Origin of the sequence: Methylobacterium oryzae, from assembly GCF_036441375.1 — a bacterium.
In the GTDB taxonomy this organism is placed as follows: domain Bacteria; phylum Pseudomonadota; class Alphaproteobacteria; order Rhizobiales; family Beijerinckiaceae; genus Methylobacterium; species Methylobacterium oryzae_A.
Window position 1 is genome coordinate 186,902 of sequence record NZ_MLCA01000015.1, and the last position, 20,024, is coordinate 206,925.

The following is a 20,024-nucleotide window of genomic DNA, read 5'->3' on the forward strand; positions in this document are numbered from 1 at the left end:
GCCGGATGACGGCCTCCTCCGGATGGAGCGCGCCCGGAACCCCTCAGGCCCGCGCGGCCGCGCCCTCCAGCACGGCCCGGATCCGGGGCAGGGCGGCGCGGGCGGCGCGGTGCCCGAGGGCGATGCCCTCCGCGGCCCGGTGGAAGTCGAACAGCCCGAAGGCCGCCAGATCCGGGCCGATGGCCACGTCGGGCGGGTCGCGCTCCAGCCGCGCTCGCGAGATCCGGTCCTGCGTGGTGTTGAACGCGTCGAGCACCACCCGGGCGATGCCCGGCACGGCGATCTCGGGCTCCGGCCGGTCGAAGCCCGGCAGGCGCCCGCGCACCCCCTGCAGGAAGCCCCGGCGCGGGGGCGGATGCGGCGCCTCGCGCACCACCGGTCCGCCGGTGTCGCCGTTGAGGTTCACGCAGATGACGAGGTCGGCCCCGAGCGCGCGCGCGAGCGCCACCGGCACCGGGTTGACCAGGGTCCCGTCCATCAGCACCCGGCCGTCATGCGCCACCGGCGGGAACAGGCCGGGGATCGCGTAGGAGGCGCGCACGGCCTCCACCGCCGGACCCTCGGTGAGGCTGACCTCGTGGCCGGTCCCGTACTCGGTGGCGACGCAGCCGAAGCGGATCGGCAGCGTCTCGATCCGGCGCTCGCCGAGATCGGCGGCGAGGCGCTGGCGGAGGCGGTTGCCGGCGATCAGGCCGGAGCCCGGCAGGCGGGGATCGATGAGCCCGACGACGCGGCGCCGGGTCAGCGCCCGGGCGAAGGCCTCGAGCCGGTCGAGGCGCCCGGCCGCGTAGCAGGCGCCGACCACCGCGCCGATGGAGCAGCCCGCCACCACGGACGGGTGGATGCCGGCCTCCTCCAGGGCGCGGATCACCCCGATATGCGCCCAGCCCCGGGCCGAGCCGCCCCCGAGGGCGAGCCCGACCTGCGGGCCGGGGCTCGGCGGCGGCCGGACCGGCTCGACGGTTCCGGGCGGGAAATGCGGGTCGGCGGGCTCGTCTTGCCACCGTGTGGCAAGAGGGCGGCTCATCGCCCAGCGGCTTTCAGGACGACTCGGCCGTCCGCCTCCCGGACGACGCTGCGGTAGAAGCAGTCCCGCCGGCCGGTGTGGCAGCAGCCGCCGTCGCCGCCGACCTCGACGCGGATCAGCAGGGCGTCCTGGTCGCAATCGACCCGCATCTCGACGACGCGCTGGATCTGGCCGCTGGTCGCCCCCTTGTGCCAGAGTTCCTGGCGCGAGCGCGACCAGTACCAGGCCTCGCCGGTCTCGAGGGTGCGCGCCAGCGATTCGGCGTTCATGTGGGCGAGCATCAGCACCTGCCCGTCCCGCGCGTCCACCGCGATGCAGGCGACGAGGCCGTCGCGGTCGAAGCGCGGCGTGAGGGCCGTGCCCTCCTCGATCTCGGCGCGGGTGCCGGGGGGAGCGAAGGCGGTGTCGCGCGCGGTCATGGTCGAGACGTCGCCCGGGGCTACTTGGCGCCGCCGCGCACCAGGGTCAGGAAGCGCACCTGCTCGTTGGCGTTGTCCTTGAACACGCCGCGGAACTGGCTGGTGATGGTCGAGACCCCGGCCTTCTGGACGCCGCGCATCGCCATGCAGAGATGCTCGGCCTCCACCATCACGGCGACGCCGCGGGGCTTGAGGATGCTCTCGATCACGTCGGCGATCTGGGCGGTCATGGTCTCCTGCGTCTGCAGGCGGCGGGCGAAGGTGTCGACCACGCGGGCGAGCTTCGACAGGCCGACCACGCCCCGGGTCGGGTAGTAGGCGATGTGGGCGAGCCCCATGAACGGCACCATGTGGTGCTCGCAGTGGGAGTGGAACGGGATGTCGCGCACGAGCACGATGTCGGAGTAGCCCTCGACCTCCTCGAAGACGCGCTCCAGCAGCTTCTCGGCATTGACCGCGTAGCCGCCGAACAGCTGCTCGTAGGCCTTGGTGACCCGGGCGGGGGTGTCGAGCAGGCCCTCGCGGGTCGGGTCGTCGCCGGCCCAGCGCAGCAGCGTGCGCACGGCGGCCTCGGCCTCGGCGCGGCTCGGGCGGCCGGTCTCGATCCCGTCCGGGACGCGGGTCGCGGAGGCCGGCTCGGGCGCCACCTCGACGGGGCGGCCGTCATCCACCGGCCGATTGTCATTGCGCATGCCGTTCAGCCCTTGCCCCTCGATCCCGTTCCGGTCGAAACCCTGGCCGTCGCCCTGGTAGGACAAGGATTTGAGCGCGGCATCCATGGCATCTCCGGCCCGCGCGATGCGGGACTTCATCGGGGTGCTGTCGGGCTTGGCGTACATCGTCGGAATCGCGTCGGGCGTTCGAGGGAAGATCCCGGGCTCGAAAAGGTTTCAAGCCGGCGCCCCGGGATGGACGATAGGCCGTGGGAACCACCGTGGCCGTGGGCGCGACCCTGGTCGACGGCCCGCCTCCTCGCGAAGCGGCCGTATCGCGCCTATATCATCGTTCGCGGGGCAACGCGCAATGCGCGATGCACGCGGCAGAGTCCCGATGGACATTGCGCCTCCGGCCGAGGACCCGATGCTCGACGACATCTACAACCGCCGTATCTTGGAACTCGCGGCCGACATCCCCCGGCTCGGCCGGCTCGAGAAACCGGACGCGACCGCCACGGCCCATTCCCGCCTGTGCGGCTCGACCGTGACGGTCGACCTCGTCCTGGGCGCGGACGGCCGGGTCGCGGATTTCGCCCAGGAGGTCCGGGCCTGCGCCCTCGGGCAGGCCTCCTCGTCGCTGATGGGCCGGCACGTGGTCGGCGCCAGCGCGGACGAGCTGCGCGGCGTCCGCGCGGCCATGCGGTCCATGCTCAAGGAGAGCGGCCCGGCGCCCGACGGCGCCTGGGCGGACCTCGCGGTGCTGGAGCCGGTGCGGGACTTCAAGGCGCGCCACGCCTCCACGCTCCTGACCTTCGACGCGGTGGTGGACGCCCTCGACCAGATCGCCGCCAAGCGGCGGGCCGCCTGACGGCATGGTCCGGCGCGCCGCCCACGGGGCGATCCGCCTGTATCAGCTCACCCTGTCGAGCCTGATCGGCCGCCAGTGCCGCCACTGGCCGAGCTGCTCCGAGTACACCGATACGGCCATCGCCCGGCACGGGCTCTGGCCCGGCGGCTGGATGGGATTGGCCCGGATCTGCCGCTGCGGACCGTTCGGCACCCACGGCATCGACCTCGTGCCGGAGCGCCTGCCCGCGGGAACGGCGTGGTACCGCCCCTGGACCTACGGGCGCTGGCGCGGCGTCGAGGCGCCGCCGTCACCGTTCGCCTGCGAGGCGGTGGGGCAGGAGGCCGACATCCGCTAGACCGATGTTCCTGATTTGTTTCACGTGAAACAGGCCCGCCAAGGCCCGGTCCCGCGGTGACCGCCCGGCGTTCCGCGGGGGCGGGCACCGGGGATCGCCGCGAACGCCGCAGCACCTCGGGAGGGGGCGCGGATCGCCGCCCCCGTCATCCGCCCGGTCTCACACCGCGCGGTTGGCCGCGAGCTTCTCGGCGAACTCGATGGCCTCGATCAGGCTGCGCTCGTTGGCGACGCCGGTTCCCGCGATGTCGAAGGCGGTCCCGTGATCGACCGAGGTGCGGATGATCGGCAGCCCCAGGGTGATGTTCACCCCCGACAGGTCCATCCACTTGCCCGTGGCCGGGTCGATCTCGAAGCCCAGGAGCTTCACCGGGATGTGACCCTGGTCGTGGTACATGGCCACCACCGCGTCGTACTGGCCCGCGCGCAGCTTCACGAACACCGTGTCGCCCGGCACCGGGCCGTGCACGTCGAGCCCGTCGGCCTTGGCCGCCTCGATCACGGGGGTGCTGACGTCGATGTCCTGGCGTCCGAACAGGCCGCCCTCGCCGGCATGGGGGTTGAGCGCGGCGACCGCGATCTTCGGCCTGGCCAGCCCGAGGCCCTTCAGGGCCTTGTCGGTGAGATCGATGACGAGGCGCAGCCGCTCGGGGGTGAGGCGCTTGGGTACGTCCTCCAGCGCCACGTGGGTGGTGACGTGGGAGACCCGCATGTTGCCGTGGGCGAGCATCATCACCGAGCCGCGCACGCCGGTGAGTTCGGCCAGCATCTCGGTGTGGCCGGCATAGTGGTAGCCGGCCTTGTTGAGCGCCTCCTTGTTGAGCGGCGCGGTGACGATGCCGCCGATCCGGCCGCCGAGGGCGAGGCGGACCCCGGCCTCGATCGCCTTGTAGGCGAAGCGACCGCCATCGGCGGAGAGCCGGCCGGGCTCGATCGGCGCGCCCTCGGCGTCGGCCTGCAGGCAGCAAAGGGCCGGCCAGTCGCCGCTCTCGGAGACCTCCGGGATGGCCTCCGGCAGGAGGCCGAGCGCCCGCTCGGCCCGGCGCAGGGCCGGGGCGCTGCCGATGACCACGAGCTTCAGGTCGCCCGCGGCGATCCGGTCCTTCAGCCGGGCCGCGGCCTTGACGATGATCTCCGGACCGATACCGGCCGGATCGCCCATGGTGATGGCGAGATGTTGGGTCACGGGGCGCTCCTGTCGTGCGGGAAGCCGTTCTGGTGAAGGAGGTCGCGCCAGACGCCCTCGGTTCCGAAGGCGCCGGATTTCGAGACGACCGGCAGCCCGTCCCAGCGGCCGCCCCGCAGGGTCGAGCGGGGCAGGCCCGGGGTGATCTGCCCGGTGACGTCGAGGCGCGCGACGCCCAGCGCGAGGCAGAGCGCCTTCAAGGTCTCGCCGCCGGCCACCAGCAGCGTGCCGGGCCGCGGGATGCGGTCGATCACGCCCGCGAAGGTCCCGGCGATGTGCGCCGCGGCGTCCTCGCGGGCGGTGCCGGCGGGCAGCGCGAGGCTCGCCAGGACGGCGCCGTCCCGGTCGAGGCGCGCCGCCACCGCGCCGGCATGGTCGGGATCGTCCGCCGACAGGACGAGGTGGTGGCCGCCGCAGGCCGCGAGCTGCGCCGCGGTCTCCGGCACCCCGACCGCCCGCAGGGCCTCGGCGAGGTCGCCCGAGACCGGCTCGAAGCCATCGCCGCGCCGGGCGAGCTGCCGCCCGCCCTCCGTCCGGCGCCCCTGGTACGGGAAGGCCGGCGCCACGACGCAGCGCGCCCAGGTGCCGGTCCGCAGCACCGCCGCCAGTTCCGCCGCCCAGGGGCCGCGCAGCAGGCTGTCGACCTTCTTGAAGGCGATGCCGGCCCCGTCCAGCAGTGGGGCGAGGGTGCCGACGATCCGCCCCGCGGCCTCCGCGGAGACCTCCCGCGTGCCGGAATCGACCGCCAGGCAGCCGGCCGCCTTCCCGGTCAGGATCTCCGGCCAAGCGACCGGGATCGACCCGCACAGTCCGGTGAAGCCCGCGGCCGTGTCGAGGGTGCCGGTGAGATCGTCGGCGATGAGGCGCAGGCGGGTCATGTCGGGCGAACCATGGCGGGACCCTCACCGGCCGCGCCGCCCGGCCGCGCGCGGTCCGCGTGCTTGTTGTCAGGTTGTCGCGAGGCATACAGACCGGCCGGCGCAGCGGTCAAGCGCGCGGCGCCGCGGCGCCGGAATCCGCAGGCCGGCCGAGGGAGAGATCGAGGAGCCGCCCCTCGAACAGCCGGTCGCGGGACCTGGCGATGTGGGCGGCCATGCGGCTGCGGGCGCCCGCGCCGTCGCCGCCCTCGATCGCCGCGAAGATCCCGCGATGCTCCTCCAGCACGCCGCGCAGTCCGGAGCGCGGGCCCTGCAGAGCGAGGCCGTGGATCGTCATGCCCACGGCGATGTGGGATTGCAGCGCCTCCAGGCAGGCCCCGTAGTAATGATTGTTCGACGCGGCCGCGATCGCGTGGTGGAAGGCGAAGTCCGCATCGGCCCGGTGCTGCTCCTGCCGGGTCGCGACCGTCAGCCGGTCGAGGGCCGCCGCGATCCGGCCGAGCGCCTCCGCGTCGCGGCGCAGCGCGGCGTGGAAGGCGGCCTCCGGCTCCAGGGTGAGGCGGAACTCGTAGCAGCGCTGGATATCGGCGATGCTCTCCACGGGGGCGAAGCCCAGGGCCGGGCGCGCCGGCCGCGCCCGCACGAAGCTGCCCGCCCCCTGCCGCGAGACGATGGCGCCCTCCCGGCGCAGCCGGTCGAGGGCGGCCCGCACGACCGGGCGCGAGACCCGGAAGCGCCCCGCGAGGTCGTGCTCGCTTGGTAGCCGCGTGTCGGGGCCGTAGGTGCCGTTCGCGATGCCCGTCAGGATCGCCTGATAGAGCCCGTCGGCCAGGGAGGCGGGCCGTGCCGGCTCCGTGCCGCGGGCCGCCGGCCGCTCCGGCGCCTCCTCCGGACCCGGCAGGGAGCCGGACGCGGGGCTGGACAGGGAAGGGGGCATCGCTGACGACATCCGGGGACGCCTCCATGGATCGAGCCGGGCCGGGCCAAGTCAGCGACGGACCCGGTCACTTGTCAACATTTGCACCGTCCAGGACGCGAGTTGCGCGGACTTGTCGAAAGGTTGTAGCAGCCCGCCGGGGGGTTAAGCTTGTGCCAAGGCTCGGGACAGGGCGGCACCGGAGGGGCGACCCATGCAGATTCCCATCAAGCGCTCCCTGGAGCGCGTGCCCGGCGGCCTGATGGTGGTGCCGCTGTTCCTCGGCGCGATCCTCCACACGCTGTTCCCGAACACCGCGACGTTCTTCGGCTCGTTCACCGGCGCGCTGTTCAACGGCGCGCTGCCGATCCTGGCAGTGTTCTTCGTCTGCATGGGCGCGGGCATCGATTTCCGCGCCACCCCGGCGATCGCCCGCAAGGGCGGCGTCCTGCTCGCCGTCAAGGTCGGCGTCGCGGCGATCATGGGCGTGGTGTTCGGCCATCTCCTCGGCGAGGCGCCGGTGGTCGGGGGCGCCTTCGCGGGGCTGTCGACGCTGGCGATCGTCGCCGCCATGAACGACACCAATGGCGGGCTCTACCTCGCCCTGATGGGCCAGTTCGGCCGCCCGAAGGATGCGGGCGCCTACGCGATCATGAGCCTCGAATCGGGGCCGTTCCTGACCATGGTGACCCTCGGGCTGGCGGGCCTGTCGGCCTTCCCGTGGCCGACCCTGGTGGGCAGCATCCTGCCGCTGCTGATCGGGATGATCCTCGGCAACCTCGACCGCGACATGCGCGCCTTCCTGTCGGGGGCGGCCCCGGTGATGATCCCGTTCTTCGCCTTCGCCCTCGGATTCGGGCTCGACCTCGCCAAGATCTGGCAGGCGGGCCTCCTCGGAATCGGTCTCGGCGTGGCGGTGGTGGCGGTCACGGGGGTGGCCCTGTTCGTGGCCGACCGGCTCACCGGGGGGAACGGCGTGGCGGGGGTCGCCGCCGCCTCGACGGCCGGCAACGCCGCCGCCGTGCCGGCGATCATCGCCGCGGCCAATCCGGCCTACAAGGAGGCCGCCGGTCCCGCCACCGTGCTGGTGGCGGCGAGCGTGGTGGTGACGGCTCTGCTCGTGCCGCTGCTGACCGCCTTCGTGGCGGCACGGGTCCGCCCGGACGCGGCCGAAGCGGATCCGGCGCCGGTCCCGAACCCCGCGCCGACCGTGCCCTGAGACGCCGCGCGCCGGCCGCGCGTCCCGCGCGCCCGGCCGCAACCGAAGCCGCCGAGTCCGGTTGTCCCTCCAGGGAGCGCGGCACGGCCGCGCCTGACGGCGAACCGGAGCGGCCACAGCATGTCGACCGAAACCAGAGGCAAGACGCATATCGACATCTTCGACCGCGCCACCCGCGAGGAGTGGGCGCAGCGCTTCGGCGTCAGCGAGGAGCGTCTGCGCAAGGCGGTGACCATGGTCGGGAGCCGGATCACCAGCGTGGCCGCCTATCTCGACAAGCCGGCCTCCTGAGACCGGCGTCATGGAAGTGCCCCCCGATTTCCATCCGCCTCCGGATCACCCGATGACGGCGGCGCAGCCGCCCGGGGCCGCGTCCGGATCCGCGTCGGGGCCCGAAGCCGAGGACGCGGCGGCGCAGCCTCCGGCCCGGTCGCCCGACACCATCACGTTCGAGCAGATCCGCGAGCGGGCCTACGAGCTCTGGGAGCGCAACCACCGGCCCGAGGGCTTCGAGATCGAGTTCTGGCTGCTGGCCGAGCGGGAATTGCGCAAGGAGCGGGATCGCCGGAAGGCCGACGAGGCCCCGACACCGCCGAGATCCGATCCGCCGCCGGGCTGAGGACGCCCGATCCGTCCTCGAGACCGGCCCCGGGTCGCGGCGGACCCGGAGCCGGCCGAAGCTCAGGCCTCGATCGCCGCCCGGGCGTCCTTCACCGCCGCCTCGAAGGCGACGAACGCCGTGGTCGCCGAGTCCCAGGCCTGGCTGCGCACGTGGCGGACCAGGGCGGCCGCCTGCTCGCGGGCCTGCGCCAGCGGCGTCTCGATGGCGGCCGGTCGCGTCGCGTCGGCGGGGATCCCCTCGGGCGGGGTGTCCGTCGAGCGCATGCCGACCAGGGTCGCCGCGATGGCGCGACGCCACGCGGCGCAATCCGCCGACAGGCGGATCACCCGCTGATCCGCGGTGGCACCGGTCTGGCGATCGAGCAGGGTGCGGCCGAGATCCTCGATCCGTCCGAGCTGCGCGAGGGCGTCGCCGATCTCCCGGCGGGCCTTGTCGGTCCCTTCCGCGATGCGGCCGACGTTCTGGGCGATGTCGCCCGTGGCCTGCATCTGCTGGCCGAGGATCTCCGAGGCCTCGCGCATCTGCGCCGCGACGCTCGCCACGGCGCCGCTCTCGGCCTCGACGCGGGCGTTGGCCCGCACCATCGCGGCGGCGCCGGCCTCGACGGCGTTGCGGCTGCGCGACACGGCGGCCTGCATCGCCGCCATCTCCTCGCGCAGGCCGCTGACCCGCGCCCGGATCTCGTCCGTCGCCTTCGCGGTCTGCGCCGACAGCGTCTTCACCTCGGCGGCGACCACCGCGAAGCCGCGCCCGGCCTCGCCGGCCCGCGCCGCCTCGATGGTGGCGTTGAGCGCCAGCAGGTTGGTCTGGGCCGAGATCGCCGCGATCGTGCCGGCCATCTCCTCGATCCGCAGCGCGGCGGTCGAGAAGCTGTCGAGCCGGCTGCCGATCTCCTCGGTACCCTCCTCGATCCCGCGCATGCCGTCGGTGGCGCGGTGCAGGTCGCCCACGCAGGTGGCGATGCCGGCCCGGGCGGTCTCGGCCATCTCGGCCGCCGACGAGGAGCGGGCGGCGATCTCACCCGTGGTCGCGGCGAGTTCCTCGCTGGCGGCCGCGATGAGACGGGCCTGCTCGGCGGTGCCGGAGGCGTCGTGGGTCATCCAGCCGATCGACGTGCCGGCGTCGGACGCGGAGGCCGACAGCCGCGCCAGGAGCGACAGCCATTCCCGATCGAAGGCCGGCTCCGCGGCGGGCTTCGGGGTCGTCCCGACCGGCGCGACAACCGGCGTCTCGACCGGTGCGGTCGCCGTGACCGGGATTGCAAGCGCGTCAGGGGTGTGACGCTGCCGGCGCAAACTGAACATGCGGGCCTCTCCGACATTCTAATCGGCGCGCATGGTCACACAGAACCTTCAACCAATGGTGAAGGATAGACTAGTCACTCGGCAAGCGTTGCAGCGCATCCGCGCGGCGCAACAGGTCTTCTGCGAGAAGTTGCGCCCCCAGATAGCGCTCTATCTGGGGGCGCAATGCTTCATTCGCCGGTCAGAGCCGCCTTGGTGCGGGACCACCAGCCGGCGCGCTTGGGCCGGTCCGGATCGGCCGGCGGCGTCAGCACGATCGCCACGGGCTCGGGGGCCGGCTCGGACGGCGCGGCCTCGGCCTGCGCGCCGACGCTCCCGCGATCGGCCACCGGCGCCGCTTGCTCCGCCGGAGCCACCGGCAGGTCCACCGCGGTCTNCGTCGTCCTTCTCGGCCCCCTCGCGGGAGCGGCCCTCGCTGCGCCCGCGCCCACCCCGGCGTCCGCGGCGACGGCGACGGCCGCCCTCGTCCTCGGACCGGGACGCCTCGTCCGAACCCGCCACGGTCTCGTCGGCCTCGCCGGCCTCCGCGGCGACGGCGGGGGCCTCGGTTCCGGCCGGCTGCTCGCCGTCCAGATCCTCGTCGCGGCTCTCCGCGCCCGAACGGGCGCCGTCCTGACTGTCGTCCTGATTGTCGTCCTGCCGATCGTCGTCGCCGCGATCGTCCTCGGCGCGGCCGTCCTCGCCGCGGCCCTCCTGGCGACCGCCGCGGCGGCGGCGGCGGCGACGGCGACGGCGGCCCTCACCCTCCTCGCGCGACCCGTCCTCGCGGGCCTCGGCGCGGTCCTCGTCGGCCTCGCCCTCGGATTCCGTCTCGGCCTCGGCCTCGGCCTCGTCGGCCTCCTCGTCCTCGTCGTCGAACTCCATGGCGGGCGAGATCGCCTGGGCGCGCACGCCCGTGACCGGGCCCTCCGCCCGCTGGGCCGGCTCGCCGCGGTCGAGCTGGAACGGGGTGGTGGCCGCCAGCCGCTCGTCGGCCGCGATCGTGATGGTCACGCCGAAGCGCACCTCGAGCTCGCGCAGGTGCCCGCGCTTCTGGTTGAGGATGTAGAGCGCGATCTCGGTGCGCGTGCGCAGGACGAGGTTGTGGGAGGCCGACTTGAGCAGCACCTCCTCGATCGAGCGCAGGATGTGCAGGGCCACCGACGCGGTGGCGCGCACGAAGCCCGAGCCGCCGCAATGGGCGCAGGGGATCGAGGAGGATTCGAGCACGCCGGTGCGGATCCGCTGGCGGCTCATCTCCATGAGGCCGAAGGGCGAGATCCGGCCGACCTGGATGCGGGCCCGGTCGTTCTTCAGGCACTCGTTGAGCTTCTTCTCGACGGCGCGGTTGTTCCGCTTCTCCTCCATGTCGATGAAGTCGATGACGATCAGGCCCGCGAGGTCGCGCAGCCGGAGCTGGCGGGCGACCTCCTCGGCGGCCTCCAGGTTCGTCTTGAGGGCGGTGTCCTCGATGTCGTGCTCGCGGGTGGCGCGGCCGGAGTTCACGTCGATCGAGACCAGCGCCTCGGTCGGGTTGATCACGAGATAGCCGCCGGACTTCAGCGAGACGTGCGTGGAGAACATCGCGTCGAGCTGCTGCTCGACGCCGAAGCGGGCGAAGATCGGCGTCGAGTCGCGGTAGGGCTTCACGACCTTGGACTGGCCGGGCATCAGCATCCGCATGAAGTCCTTGGCCTCGCGGTAGGCGTCCTCGCCGGCGACCAGAACCTCGTCCAGATCCTTGTTGTAGAGGTCGCGGATGGCGCGCTTGATCAGCGAGCCCTCCTCGTAGACGAGCGCCGGCGCCATCGAGGTCAGCGTCAGCTCGCGGACCGACTCCCACAGGCGCATCAGGTACTCGAAGTCGCGGGCGATCTCGGGCTTGGAGCGCGAGGCGCCCGCGGTGCGCAGGATGACGCCCATCCCCTCGGGCACCTCCAGGTCCTGCACGACCTCCTTGAGGCGCTTCCGGTCGGCCGCCGAGGTGATCTTGCGGGAGATGCCGCCGCCGCGGCCGGTATTGGGCATCAGCACCGAGTAGCGGCCGGCGAGCGACAGGTAGGTTGTGAGCGCCGCGCCCTTCGTGCCGCGCTCCTCCTTCACCACCTGCACCAGGATGATCTGGCGGCGCTTGATCACCTCCTGGATCTTGTACTGGCGGCGATAGTGGCGCGGGCGCTCGGGGATCTCGGCGAGCGCGTCGCCGTTGCCGCCGACCTGGGCGATCTTGGGCTCGGCGTCGGGATCGTCGGATTCCTCGTCCTCGTCCTCGTCGGACCCATCCTCGTCGGACTCGTCCTCGTCGTCCTCCGAATCGTCCTCATCCTCGTCGTCGTCGGACTCCTCGTCCTCCTCGGAGGCCTCATCCGCCTCGTCGGCGTCCGGCGCGGCGGTCTCCTCCGCCCCGCTCTCATCCGCCACGGTCTCCTGCGCGACGGTCTCCTGCGCGACGATCTCCTGCGCGACGGTCTCGCCCGGTGCGTCGGACACGGTCAGCGCCTCCGCCACGGCGATGCGGGCCTCCGGCTCGGACACGACCGACTCGGACGCGGCGTCGTCGGCGACGACCGGTTCGTCCGCGGGCTCGGCGGCCCGCGCCGGCTCGCCGTCGGCCGGGATGTCACCGGCGGCGGCCTCGGAGGCGAGGGCCTCCTGCACGGCCTCGGGGTTCTCGGCGAGCGTGTCGGGCTGGACGGCCGGGTCGAGGCCCGCCGCGTTCCGGATCTCGGCCTGATCCTCGTTCCGGTCCTCGCTCTCGGGCGCCGCGTGCGCGTCCTCGGCGCTCACGGTCTCGTCGGCGCCGCGGGCGCGGGCCTCCCGCGGGCGCGTCCTCGGCGCTCACGGTCTCGTCGGCGACGCGGGCGCGGGCCTCGGCGCGGCGGCCGCGGGACCGGCGCGACGACGACCGGCGGCGGCGCTCCTCGCGCTCGCGGTGCTCCTCGGCGTCGCGGGCCTCCTCCTCAAGGAGCGCCTGCCGGTCGGCCAGCGGGATCTGGTAGTAGTCGGGATGGATCTCGTTGAAGGCCAGGAAGCCGTGGCGGTTGCCGCCATACTCGACGAAGGCCGCCTGGAGCGACGGCTCCACCCGGGTGACCTTGGCGAGATAGATGTTGCCGCGCAGCTGGCGCCGGTTGGCGGCTTCGAAGTCGAACTCCTCGACCCTAGACCCGTGGACCGTGACGACCCGGGTCTCCTCCGGGTGCATCGCGTCGATCAGCATTTTGTTGGCCATGTCGGACTCTCGGCATGGCGGCCGACGTCGTTCTCCGTGCCCGTGGTCCCGGCGGCGCCTCGCCCGACGTCAAACCTGTCGGGTGCGGTGCCGGCCTCGTCGCCGAGGCGGATGGGTTCGAGGGGAAATTGCCGTCAACCGCCGTTCGGCGCCCTGGGCGCCTGGGGTTGAAACAGGCCGGGCGGACGGACGGACCGGTGCGACGCGCCTCTTGCGCCTCCGGGGCACGCGCAGCTCTATGCTGGGCCGTGCGTCCGTCCATCGTGGTCCCGACCTCGCGAAACAATCTCGGCCGGCGGGGGACCGGCCGTGAATTCCTGGGTGCGGTGGAGAAGCTCCGCCGCGTCGTGCGACACCTGCCCGATCGCGGGCGACACAAGTCGCCGCCAAGCGGACCGACAGGGCCCGCCGCGACACCGCGACCGCTTTCGCGAGGAATTCGGTCACGTCCGCGGGCCGTTGCGGCGACCGGCGGGACCGGAGAGGGGTCGACATCATTACAGACCGCTGCGCGGATTTGGCAAGGGTCAACGTGAATAGATGTCACGGGCCTGTCACGGCGCGCGGCCGGTCCGTCGCTGCGAGCGCAGCGAAGCAGTCCGGGGCGGCGCTGACGGTCGCGGATGGCCCGCATCCCTTGGTCGCGTCGCTGCGCTCGCGACGACGGCCCGCCGCATCGCGACAGGCGTGTGCCTACTCCGCCGCTTCGAGCCGCGGCGCCACCCCGGCCAGCGCCGCGGGTTTCGGACCGCCGGTCGCCCAGTCGAGCAGCTCGACCGTGTGGACGATCGGGATGCCGGTGCCCTTGCCGATCTGGGTGGCGCAGCCGATGTTGCCGGTGGCGATCACGTCGGGGCGCACGCGCTCGATGTTGGCGACCTTCCGGGCGCGCAGCTTGAGCGCCAGCTCCGGCTGCAGGATGTTGTAGGTTCCCGCCGAGCCGCAGCAGATATGGCCCTCGGGCACGTCCTTCACGGTGAAGCCCGCGCGCTTGAGCAGCGTCTTCGGCTCCAGCCGGATGCCCTGGCCGTGCTGCATCGAGCAGGCGGAGTGGTAGGCGACCACGAGATCGCTCTCGGCCACCGGCGCGAGGTCGAGGAGCGCCACGTACTCGGTCACGTCCTTGGCCAGGGCGGAGACCCGCCGCGCCTTCTCGGCGTAGGCCGGGTCGTCGCGGAACATGAAGCCGTAATCCTTGATGGTCGTGCCGCAGCCCGACGCCGTGACCAGGATCGCGTCGAGACCCTTGGCGATCTCGGCGTCCCAGGCGTCGATCGCCTGCTTGGCGTGGGCGTGGGCCGAAGCCTCCTTGCCCATGTGATGGGTCAGCGCCCCGCAGCAGCCCTCCGCGGCGTGCACCACCTCGATCCCGTGCCGGTTGAGCAGCCGGATCGCGGCGGCGTTGAAGTCCGGCCGCAGCACGCTCTGGGCGCAGCCGCGCAGCAGGGCGACGCGCCTGGGCGGCGTCTCGGCCGCCCGCCCGCTCGCCGGCGGGAACCGGCCGGGCCGGTTCGTCGGTTCGCGGGGCGGCGTCCCGGCCGGCGCGAGGTCCAGCATGGCGGCCAGCCGGTTGCCGACCCGCGGCAGCCGGGCCACCAGCCCCCGGAACGGGGCGCCGAGCTTGGCGGCGGTGAGCGCGAGGCGGAAGCGGTTCGGGTAGGGCAGGACCTGGGCGAGCAGCGCCCGCAGGAACCGGTCGCCGGCGGGGCGGGTGTAGGTCTCCTCGATATGCGCCCGGGCATGGTCGACGAGGTGCATGTAGTGCACGCCCGACGGGCAGGTGGTCATGCACGACAGGCAGGAGAGGCAGCGGTCGACGTGCTTGACCACCTCCTGCGAGGCCGGCTTGCCGCCCTCCAGCATGTCCTTGATCAGGTAGATCCGTCCGCGCGGGGAATCCAGCTCGTCCCCGAGCAGCAGGTAGGTCGGACAGGTCGCCGTGCAGAAGCCGCAATGCACGCAGGTTCGCAGGATCTTCTCCGACGCCGCCATGGCGGGATCGGCGAGCTGGGCGGGGGCGAAGTTGGTCTGCACGGGTCGCGTCCTCGGCGCCTCGCCTCCCCGGGGGCGGGGAGGGGCGGAATCTGAAGCTTACAGTCCGGCGTACATCCGGCCGGGGTTGAGCACCCCGGCGGGGTCGTGCGCCGCCTTGATGCCGGCGGTGAGCCGCATCAGCGGCTCGGCCAGCGGCTCGAACACCGGCACGGCGGCGCGCACGGCGTCGGGGGCGCGCACCAGCGTGGCGTGGCCGCCCTGGGCCTTCACCGCCCGGCGAACCGTGTCGGCGCCGGCATGCCCGCGGGTCGGCGCGGTGGCGATCCGCCAGAGGGCGGCCTCCCGCGGCTCGGCGAGCGGCGCCGCGTCGCGCACCGACCGCCAGAGGGCGGCGCCGGCCTCGCCGTCCACGATCTCGGCCGGCCCGTAGCGCTTCAGCAGGCGGCGCAGCTCGCCCGTCCGGTAGTCGATCGAGTCCGAGAAACCTTCGAGGCGCATCAGCGTGCGCGCCTGCGGGGCGCCGATCCCCGCCGGCAGATGGGCCGCGCCGGTCAGCTCGAAGGGCGAGCCCAGGGCCTCCGACAGGGCCGCGATCCCGCGCGCGTCGTCCAAGCCGGGGAAGATCAGCGTGGCGACGCGCTCGCAGGACGGCAGCACCTTGAAGGTCACCTCGGTGAGGAGCCCGAGGGTGCCGTGCGCGCCGGCCATCAGCTTCACCAGGTCGAGGCCGGTGACGTTCTTCATCACCCGGCCGCCCGACTTGATCGCCTCGCCCCGCCCGTTGACGAAGCGGACGCCGATCAGGCTGTCCCGGGCCGCGCCGGCATTGATCCGCCGGGGGCCGGCATTGTTGATCGCCGCGACCGCCCCGAGGGTCGGCTCCCCGGCGCTGCCGTAGAGGCCGCGCAGGTCCATCGGCTCGAAGGGCAGCATCTGGCCGCGGGAGGCGAGCAGCGCCTCGACCTCGGCGAGCGGCGTGCCCGCCCGCGCCGCCACCACCATCTCGGCGGGCTCGTAGAGCGTGACCCCGGTGAGGGCCTTCGCCGAGAGGGTCGCGCTGTCCTGCGCGGGCCGGCCGAGCCCCGCGGCGGTGCCGCCGCCGGCCAGCCGCAGGCGCTCGCCCCGCCCCGCGGCCGCCCGCACGATCTCCCCGGCCTCCGCCTCGGTGCCGGGCTCGTACACGCCCATCGTTCCCGTCCCGGTCCTGTTTGTATCCATTCCAGGACGGGTGTCGCCGGATCCGGCGGCGGATTCAAGCGGAGGCGGAGTCGCGGGGTTTCAGCGGCGGGGTTTCCACTGCGCCGGCGCGCGGCGCGCCCTATTGCGCCGCCGCGGTCCGCGGCGGGCGCAGGCGCGCCAGGACCTGACGGCGCAGCCCGGCGATGTCGAAGATCCAGACCAGGGCCCCGTAGAGGGCCATCCCGGCCGGGACCAGGACCGCCAGCGCCGTGGCGGGCGGCAGCTGCCGGAAGGGCGCGAGCGCGAGGCCCATCGCCGCGCAGGCGAGCGCCGCGACGCCGATCTCTCCCCAGGGCAGCACGATCCGCTCCGCGCCGGTCAGCGCGCGCCAGCCGAGCCACAGGCCCGCGGCGGCGAGCCCGGCGGTCTGGGCCAGGGCGACGCCGAGTCCGCCCATCCGGTCCGGCAGGACCAGGAGGCCGGCGCCGTTCACCGCGAGGCCGACCAGGGCGGCGGCGACCACCGGGAGGGTCCGGCGGCGGATCTGGAAGACCGGGTTGAGGGCGTAGAACATCATCGCGAGGCAGAACAGGCCCGGCATCAGCACGGTGCTGTAGGTCTCGAACGGCCCGCGATAGGCGTCCGGCACCACCAGCCCCTGGAGGGCCGGCAGCACCGCCCAGAAGCCGACGGCGCAGGGCGCCAGCAGGGCGAACACGGTGCCGGCATTGGCGGCGACCTGCGCCTCGGCGGCCGCGCGGCCGCTCTGCTCCTCCGCCTGCACGGCGAGCTGGAACAGCAGCAGGTCGAGGGCGGTGCCCAGCGTCATCAGCGAGCGCGAGGTCACGTCGGCGGCCAGGGCGAAGTAGCCGGCCTCGGCGAAGCCGGCATGGCCCGCGATCGCCCCGCGATTGACGAAGGCGAGGCATTGATAGGCGGTGTTGGCGGCGATGAGCGGCAGGCCGTAGCGCGCGAAGACCCGCCAGGTCGCCGACAGGCGCGGCCGCTCGAAGGGCGTGCGCGGATCCCGCAGGGGGTGGCGCAGCGCCACGACCGCGAGGAGCTGGCTGAGCCCCGCCGCCGCCAGCACCCAGGCCGGCTGGGGCAGCCACCACGCCGCGGCCGCCATCATGGCGAAGGACAGGAGGTTCTTCACCGCCACGAGGCCGAGATAGAGCTTGCCGTCGAACCGCGCCCGGGCGAGGGCCGCGTGGTAGTCGAACACGCCGATCCCCAGCGCCGCGAGGCCGGTGCCGCACAGGACCGCCTCGCGCCCGTCGGCGCCGCCGGCGAACCCGAAGGCCCCGCACAGGGCGGCGGCGGCCAGGAGCAGCGCGCCGATGCGCAGGTAGGCCCGGTCGAGCCCGTGGCGGATCCACGGCTCGTCGACCCGCACGCGTCCCGAGTAGAACCGCGTCGCCGACAGGCGCAGCCACTCGAACAGCACCGTGTTCAGCACGATGGCGCCGGTGGTCGCGAGGGCGAAGCGGCCGAAATCGGCCGGCCCCAGCAGCTTGGCGATGAGCAGGCCGAGGACGAAGTTGAGCCCCGCATTGATGACGAAGGCGACGATCACGGCCATGGACGGCGACTCATGCGCGGCGGGATTGCCCCCGCCCGTTGCGTAGGCTGTAGCGCGCGAGCCGTAAGACTCCCCTAAACGGGCGAGATCGGGGCGGCGACCCGCGGGGTGCCCGGCATCGTCCGGTCAGGCGGCGCGGACGGTGTCGAGGAAGCGGGCGACTTCGGCCGCGAGATGTTCGGACTGGCGCGACAGCGCGGAGGCCGCCGCGAGCACGTCGCCGGCCGCCCGGCCGGTCTCTCCGGCGGCCCCGGCGACGCCGCTGATGGTGCTGGTCACCGCGCCGGTGCCGACGGCCGCCTGTCCGACGTTGCGGACGATCTCCTTGGTGGCGGCCCCCTGCTCCTCCACCGCCGCGGCGATCGCGGTCGCCACGCCGCTGATCTCCTGGATCCGCCCGGTGATCGCCTCGATCGCCGCGACGGCCTGGCCGGTCGCCCCCTGGATGCCGGCGATCTGCCCGGCGATCTCCTCGGTGGCCTTGGCGGTCTGCGCGGCCAGGTCCTTCACCTCGCCGGCCACGACCGCGAAGCCCCGGCCGGCCTCGCCGGCGCGGGCCGCCTCGATCGTGGCGTTGAGCGCCAGCAGATTGGTTTGCCCGGCGATCGCCGCGATCAGCCCGACCACGTCGCCGATCCGCGCGACCGCGCCGCTCAGGTCCCGGACCAGCGCGCCCGTCTGCCCCGCCTCCGAGACCGCCCGCTGGGCGAGCTCGGTCGATCCGTTCACCTGCCGGCCGATCTCCTCCACCGAGGTGCCGAGTTCCTCGGCCGCGGCCGCCACGGTGCTGACGTTGGCGGCGGCCTCCTCGGTGGCGGCCGCCACGGCGCTGGATTGGCTGGCGGTCCGGGTCGCGGCGGAAGTCATGGTCTGGGCCGTGGCCTGCAGGGCGGTGGCCGAGCCCGAGACCTGACCGATGATGCCGCCGACCGTCTGCTCGAAACGCTCGGCCATCGCCCGCAGGTCGGACCTGCGCCGCGCCTCCGCCGCCTGCCGCGCCTCGGCGGCCTCGGCTTCGATCCGGCGGCTGCGGATCAGGTTGTCCTTGAACACCTGGACGGCCCGCGCCATCGCGCCGATCTCGTTGCGGTAGCTGCGCCCCGGGACCGCGACGGCGGTGTCGCCGCCCGCCAGCGCCTGCATCGTCGCCGTCAGCGCCCGGAGCGGGCGCAGCACGCCGCCGAACAGGGTCCACAGGCCGAGGGATACCAGCAGGATCACCGCCAGCAACGCCGCCACGCTGCGCGCGACGTCGCTCCGGGCCGCGTCGGAGAGGGTCTCGGCGCGCGCCACCATCGCGTCGAGGGCCGCGTCGCAGAGGGCGACGAGGAAGCGCTGGTTCCCGGTGTTGCGGTCGCGCAGCTCCGCGAATGTGTGGCCCGGGGCCGTGTGCGCGCTGAGCGCGTCGAAGACCGCCTGCGCGATGGCCTTGGTCTCGCCCTCGAAATTGGTGGCCCTCGCCCGCTCGAAGGCGAGCCGCACGGTCTCCGACACGTCGGTCGCGGCCTCGGTCGTGCGCCGCCACGCGGACAGCAACTCGGCCCGCTCCGTCGCCGCCGCGATCGTCTCGGGCAGGGACCACGCGGCCCCGGCGACCAGGGACGCCTGCACCCGCACCGCGACGTTGCCGCTGGCGACGCGCGTGTCCCAGGCCGCCTGCTTCAGGGCGAGATAGCGCTGCAGGACCGCGTCGCTCCGGGGAATGGCCGCGTCGACCGCCTTCAGCGTCGCCGTCAGAGCCTCGATCAACTCCTGGAAGGCGGCCATCGCGGCGTCCCGCAGCGCCGGGTCGCGCCGCGCCTTCGGCAGCCCGAGCGCCTCGTCGATGCGGGGGCGCAGGGCCGCCATCGCGTCCGCGGCCGCGGTCAGGCGATCGAGCGTCGCGCCGACCGCCGGCTCGGCCAGCTCGTTCAGGCTGGCCTGTGCGCGGCGGTAATTCTCGACCAGCGCCTGCCGACTGCGCGCGACGGTCGACAGGGTCTTCGCATCCGCGGGCGCGTCACCGCCGAGGGCGAGGGTCGATCCGCGCTCGAGCCGCAGCGGCAGGATCGCCCTGAGCAGCCCCTGGCTCGCCCGCGTCAAGGTCACGGCCCTGGCCGCGGCCGTCGCCTGCGCCCGCGCGTCGACCGATGTCCTGATCGCGTTGCCCAGCGCCATGCAGGCCATGATGACGATCACGAGGCACAGCAGCGTCCGGATCGAGAAGCGTCCCAGCCAGCGAGTCATGGGGTGAGATCCCGGTATCTGCGATGATCTTTCCTTAAAACGCCAGATTTTCTGAGGCAATCGATGGGTCGCCGGATATGTTATTCCGATTTATTTCGCGATATGTCGCGAATTTTGCTTGAGAATTACAGTCTGATATATGGGTGTGTTGCGATAATGCGGTAATAAGCCGGTTTTACACGCGGCAACGTCGGTTCTGTCTCCCATTGTCCGGCGGGGTTGCCGCCGTTCGGGGAGCGGTGGGGACGGATCCGGCAAGCCGCGGCCGGCCTGCCGGCGCCGTCCGTGGGGGCGGCGAGGGGATCCGGGGCGGCATCGTCCTGCGGGCGTTCTGTGAGCTGGGTCGCCGCGCTCCGCACCCGGTCACGGCAAGGGTCGCGAGGACGGCCGGTTCGGCCGG

Annotated in this window: 16 protein-coding genes and 1 pseudogene; 5 read left to right on the forward strand and 12 right to left on the reverse strand. The window is 73.5% G+C overall.

Annotated features, from left to right (window positions below):
* Positions 1–43: 43 nt before the first annotated feature.
* The 3 genes from MOTC310_RS28945 to folE are packed head-to-tail and all read right to left on the reverse strand — an operon-like array spanning position 44 to position 2,285.
* Complete coding sequence (locus MOTC310_RS28945) at positions 44–1,027, reverse strand: patatin-like phospholipase family protein (protein ID WP_331304258.1); 984 nt, start codon at positions 1,025–1,027, stop codon at positions 44–46.
* Positions 1,024–1,446, reverse strand: coding sequence for a phosphoribosyl-AMP cyclohydrolase (gene hisI / locus MOTC310_RS28950; RefSeq protein ID WP_091675759.1), 423 nt, complete (start codon positions 1,444–1,446; stop codon positions 1,024–1,026). Before hisI ends, MOTC310_RS28945 begins: the two co-directional genes overlap by 4 nt.
* Positions 1,447–1,466: 20 nt before the next feature.
* Entirely contained in the window at positions 1,467–2,285 is an 819-nt protein-coding gene (gene folE, locus MOTC310_RS28955) for a GTP cyclohydrolase I FolE (RefSeq protein WP_331291746.1), read from the reverse strand.
* Between the two features lie 241 nt (positions 2,286–2,526).
* On the opposite strand from folE, the gene MOTC310_RS28960 reads away from it, so the two are divergent.
* Positions 2,527–2,970 (forward strand): iron-sulfur cluster assembly scaffold protein, encoded by a 444-nt coding sequence (locus tag MOTC310_RS28960; RefSeq protein ID WP_331304291.1) that lies wholly within the window; start codon positions 2,527–2,529, stop codon positions 2,968–2,970.
* A gap of 4 nt (positions 2,971–2,974) precedes the next feature.
* Positions 2,975–3,307: a membrane protein insertion efficiency factor YidD gene (gene yidD / locus MOTC310_RS28965; RefSeq protein ID WP_331304259.1), complete on the forward strand. Its 333-nt coding sequence runs from the start codon at positions 2,975–2,977 to the stop codon at positions 3,305–3,307.
* A gap of 159 nt (positions 3,308–3,466) precedes the next feature.
* On the opposite strand, the gene pdxA is transcribed toward yidD, so the two are convergent.
* The 3 genes from pdxA to MOTC310_RS28980 form a co-directional block, all read right to left on the reverse strand.
* On the reverse strand, positions 3,467–4,492 hold the full coding sequence (gene pdxA, locus MOTC310_RS28970) for a 4-hydroxythreonine-4-phosphate dehydrogenase PdxA (RefSeq protein WP_331304260.1): 1,026 nt from the start codon (positions 4,490–4,492) through the stop codon (positions 3,467–3,469).
* Complete coding sequence (locus tag MOTC310_RS28975) at positions 4,489–5,370, reverse strand: nucleotide-binding domain containing protein (protein ID WP_331304261.1); 882 nt, start codon at positions 5,368–5,370, stop codon at positions 4,489–4,491. Before MOTC310_RS28975 ends, pdxA begins: the two co-directional genes overlap by 4 nt.
* A gap of 109 nt (positions 5,371–5,479) precedes the next feature.
* On the reverse strand, positions 5,480–6,307 hold the full coding sequence (locus tag MOTC310_RS28980) for a FadR/GntR family transcriptional regulator (protein WP_331304262.1): 828 nt from the start codon (positions 6,305–6,307) through the stop codon (positions 5,480–5,482).
* A gap of 193 nt (positions 6,308–6,500) precedes the next feature.
* Here MOTC310_RS28980 and MOTC310_RS28985 point away from each other — a divergent pair, with 193 nt between their 5' ends.
* The 3 genes from MOTC310_RS28985 to MOTC310_RS28995 all read left to right on the forward strand — a co-directional run bounded on the left by MOTC310_RS28985 (position 6,501) and on the right by MOTC310_RS28995 (position 8,124).
* Positions 6,501–7,505, forward strand: coding sequence for a 2-keto-3-deoxygluconate permease (locus tag MOTC310_RS28985; RefSeq protein WP_331291743.1), 1,005 nt, complete (start codon positions 6,501–6,503; stop codon positions 7,503–7,505).
* 120 nt (positions 7,506–7,625) lie between these two features.
* Complete coding sequence (locus tag MOTC310_RS28990) at positions 7,626–7,796, forward strand: DUF3606 domain-containing protein (RefSeq protein WP_331291742.1); 171 nt, start codon at positions 7,626–7,628, stop codon at positions 7,794–7,796.
* Between the two features lie 52 nt (positions 7,797–7,848).
* Positions 7,849–8,124, forward strand: a complete 276-nt coding sequence (locus MOTC310_RS28995) for a DUF2934 domain-containing protein (RefSeq protein WP_331304263.1) — start codon at positions 7,849–7,851, stop codon at positions 8,122–8,124.
* 62 nt (positions 8,125–8,186) lie between these two features.
* On the opposite strand, the gene MOTC310_RS29000 is transcribed toward MOTC310_RS28995, so the two are convergent.
* From MOTC310_RS29000 to MOTC310_RS29025, 6 genes and pseudogenes are all read right to left on the reverse strand, one after another.
* Positions 8,187–9,431: a methyl-accepting chemotaxis protein gene (locus tag MOTC310_RS29000; RefSeq protein ID WP_331304264.1), complete on the reverse strand. Its 1,245-nt coding sequence runs from the start codon at positions 9,429–9,431 to the stop codon at positions 8,187–8,189.
* Positions 9,432–9,601: 170 nt separating this feature from the next.
* Positions 9,602–12,642 (reverse strand): annotated as a pseudogene (locus MOTC310_RS29005) (Rne/Rng family ribonuclease).
* Positions 12,643–13,335: 693 nt separating this feature from the next.
* Entirely contained in the window at positions 13,336–14,676 is a 1,341-nt protein-coding gene (glcF, locus tag MOTC310_RS29010; RefSeq protein WP_331304265.1) for a glycolate oxidase subunit GlcF, read from the reverse strand.
* Between the two features lie 57 nt (positions 14,677–14,733).
* Positions 14,734–15,825: an FAD-binding protein gene (locus tag MOTC310_RS29015; RefSeq protein ID WP_331304266.1), complete on the reverse strand. Its 1,092-nt coding sequence runs from the start codon at positions 15,823–15,825 to the stop codon at positions 14,734–14,736.
* A gap of 130 nt (positions 15,826–15,955) precedes the next feature.
* Entirely contained in the window at positions 15,956–17,398 is a 1,443-nt protein-coding gene (locus MOTC310_RS29020) for a lipopolysaccharide biosynthesis protein (protein ID WP_331304267.1), read from the reverse strand.
* A gap of 126 nt (positions 17,399–17,524) precedes the next feature.
* On the reverse strand, positions 17,525–19,624 hold the full coding sequence (locus MOTC310_RS29025) for a methyl-accepting chemotaxis protein (RefSeq protein ID WP_331304268.1): 2,100 nt from the start codon (positions 19,622–19,624) through the stop codon (positions 17,525–17,527).
* Positions 19,625–20,024 lie beyond the last annotated feature (400 nt).

Bases quoted from the DNA above. Each gene is read 5' to 3' on its own strand.
- MOTC310_RS29020 (WP_331304267.1), bottom strand. From the start codon at position 17,398: ATGGCCGTGATCGTCGCCTTCGTCATCAATGCGGGGCTCAACTTCGTC.
- MOTC310_RS28945 (WP_331304258.1), bottom strand. From the start codon at position 1,027: ATGAGCCGCCCTCTTGCCACACGGTGGCAAGACGAGCCCGCCGACCCG.
- hisI (WP_091675759.1), bottom strand. From the start codon at position 1,446: ATGACCGCGCGCGACACCGCCTTCGCTCCCCCCGGCACCCGCGCCGAG.
- MOTC310_RS29025 (WP_331304268.1), bottom strand. From the start codon at position 19,624: ATGACTCGCTGGCTGGGACGCTTCTCGATCCGGACGCTGCTGTGCCTC.
- folE (WP_331291746.1), bottom strand. From the start codon at position 2,285: ATGTACGCCAAGCCCGACAGCACCCCGATGAAGTCCCGCATCGCGCGG.
- MOTC310_RS28960 (WP_331304291.1), top strand. From the start codon at position 2,527: ATGCTCGACGACATCTACAACCGCCGTATCTTGGAACTCGCGGCCGAC.
- MOTC310_RS28995 (WP_331304263.1), top strand. From the start codon at position 7,849: ATGACGGCGGCGCAGCCGCCCGGGGCCGCGTCCGGATCCGCGTCGGGG.
- yidD (WP_331304259.1), top strand. From the start codon at position 2,975: ATGGTCCGGCGCGCCGCCCACGGGGCGATCCGCCTGTATCAGCTCACC.
- MOTC310_RS28985 (WP_331291743.1), top strand. From the start codon at position 6,501: ATGCAGATTCCCATCAAGCGCTCCCTGGAGCGCGTGCCCGGCGGCCTG.
- MOTC310_RS29000 (WP_331304264.1), bottom strand. From the start codon at position 9,431: ATGTTCAGTTTGCGCCGGCAGCGTCACACCCCTGACGCGCTTGCAATC.
- MOTC310_RS28990 (WP_331291742.1), top strand. From the start codon at position 7,626: ATGTCGACCGAAACCAGAGGCAAGACGCATATCGACATCTTCGACCGC.
- MOTC310_RS29015 (WP_331304266.1), bottom strand. From the start codon at position 15,825: ATGGGCGTGTACGAGCCCGGCACCGAGGCGGAGGCCGGGGAGATCGTG.
- MOTC310_RS28975 (WP_331304261.1), bottom strand. From the start codon at position 5,370: ATGACCCGCCTGCGCCTCATCGCCGACGATCTCACCGGCACCCTCGAC.
- MOTC310_RS28980 (WP_331304262.1), bottom strand. From the start codon at position 6,307: ATGCCCCCTTCCCTGTCCAGCCCCGCGTCCGGCTCCCTGCCGGGTCCG.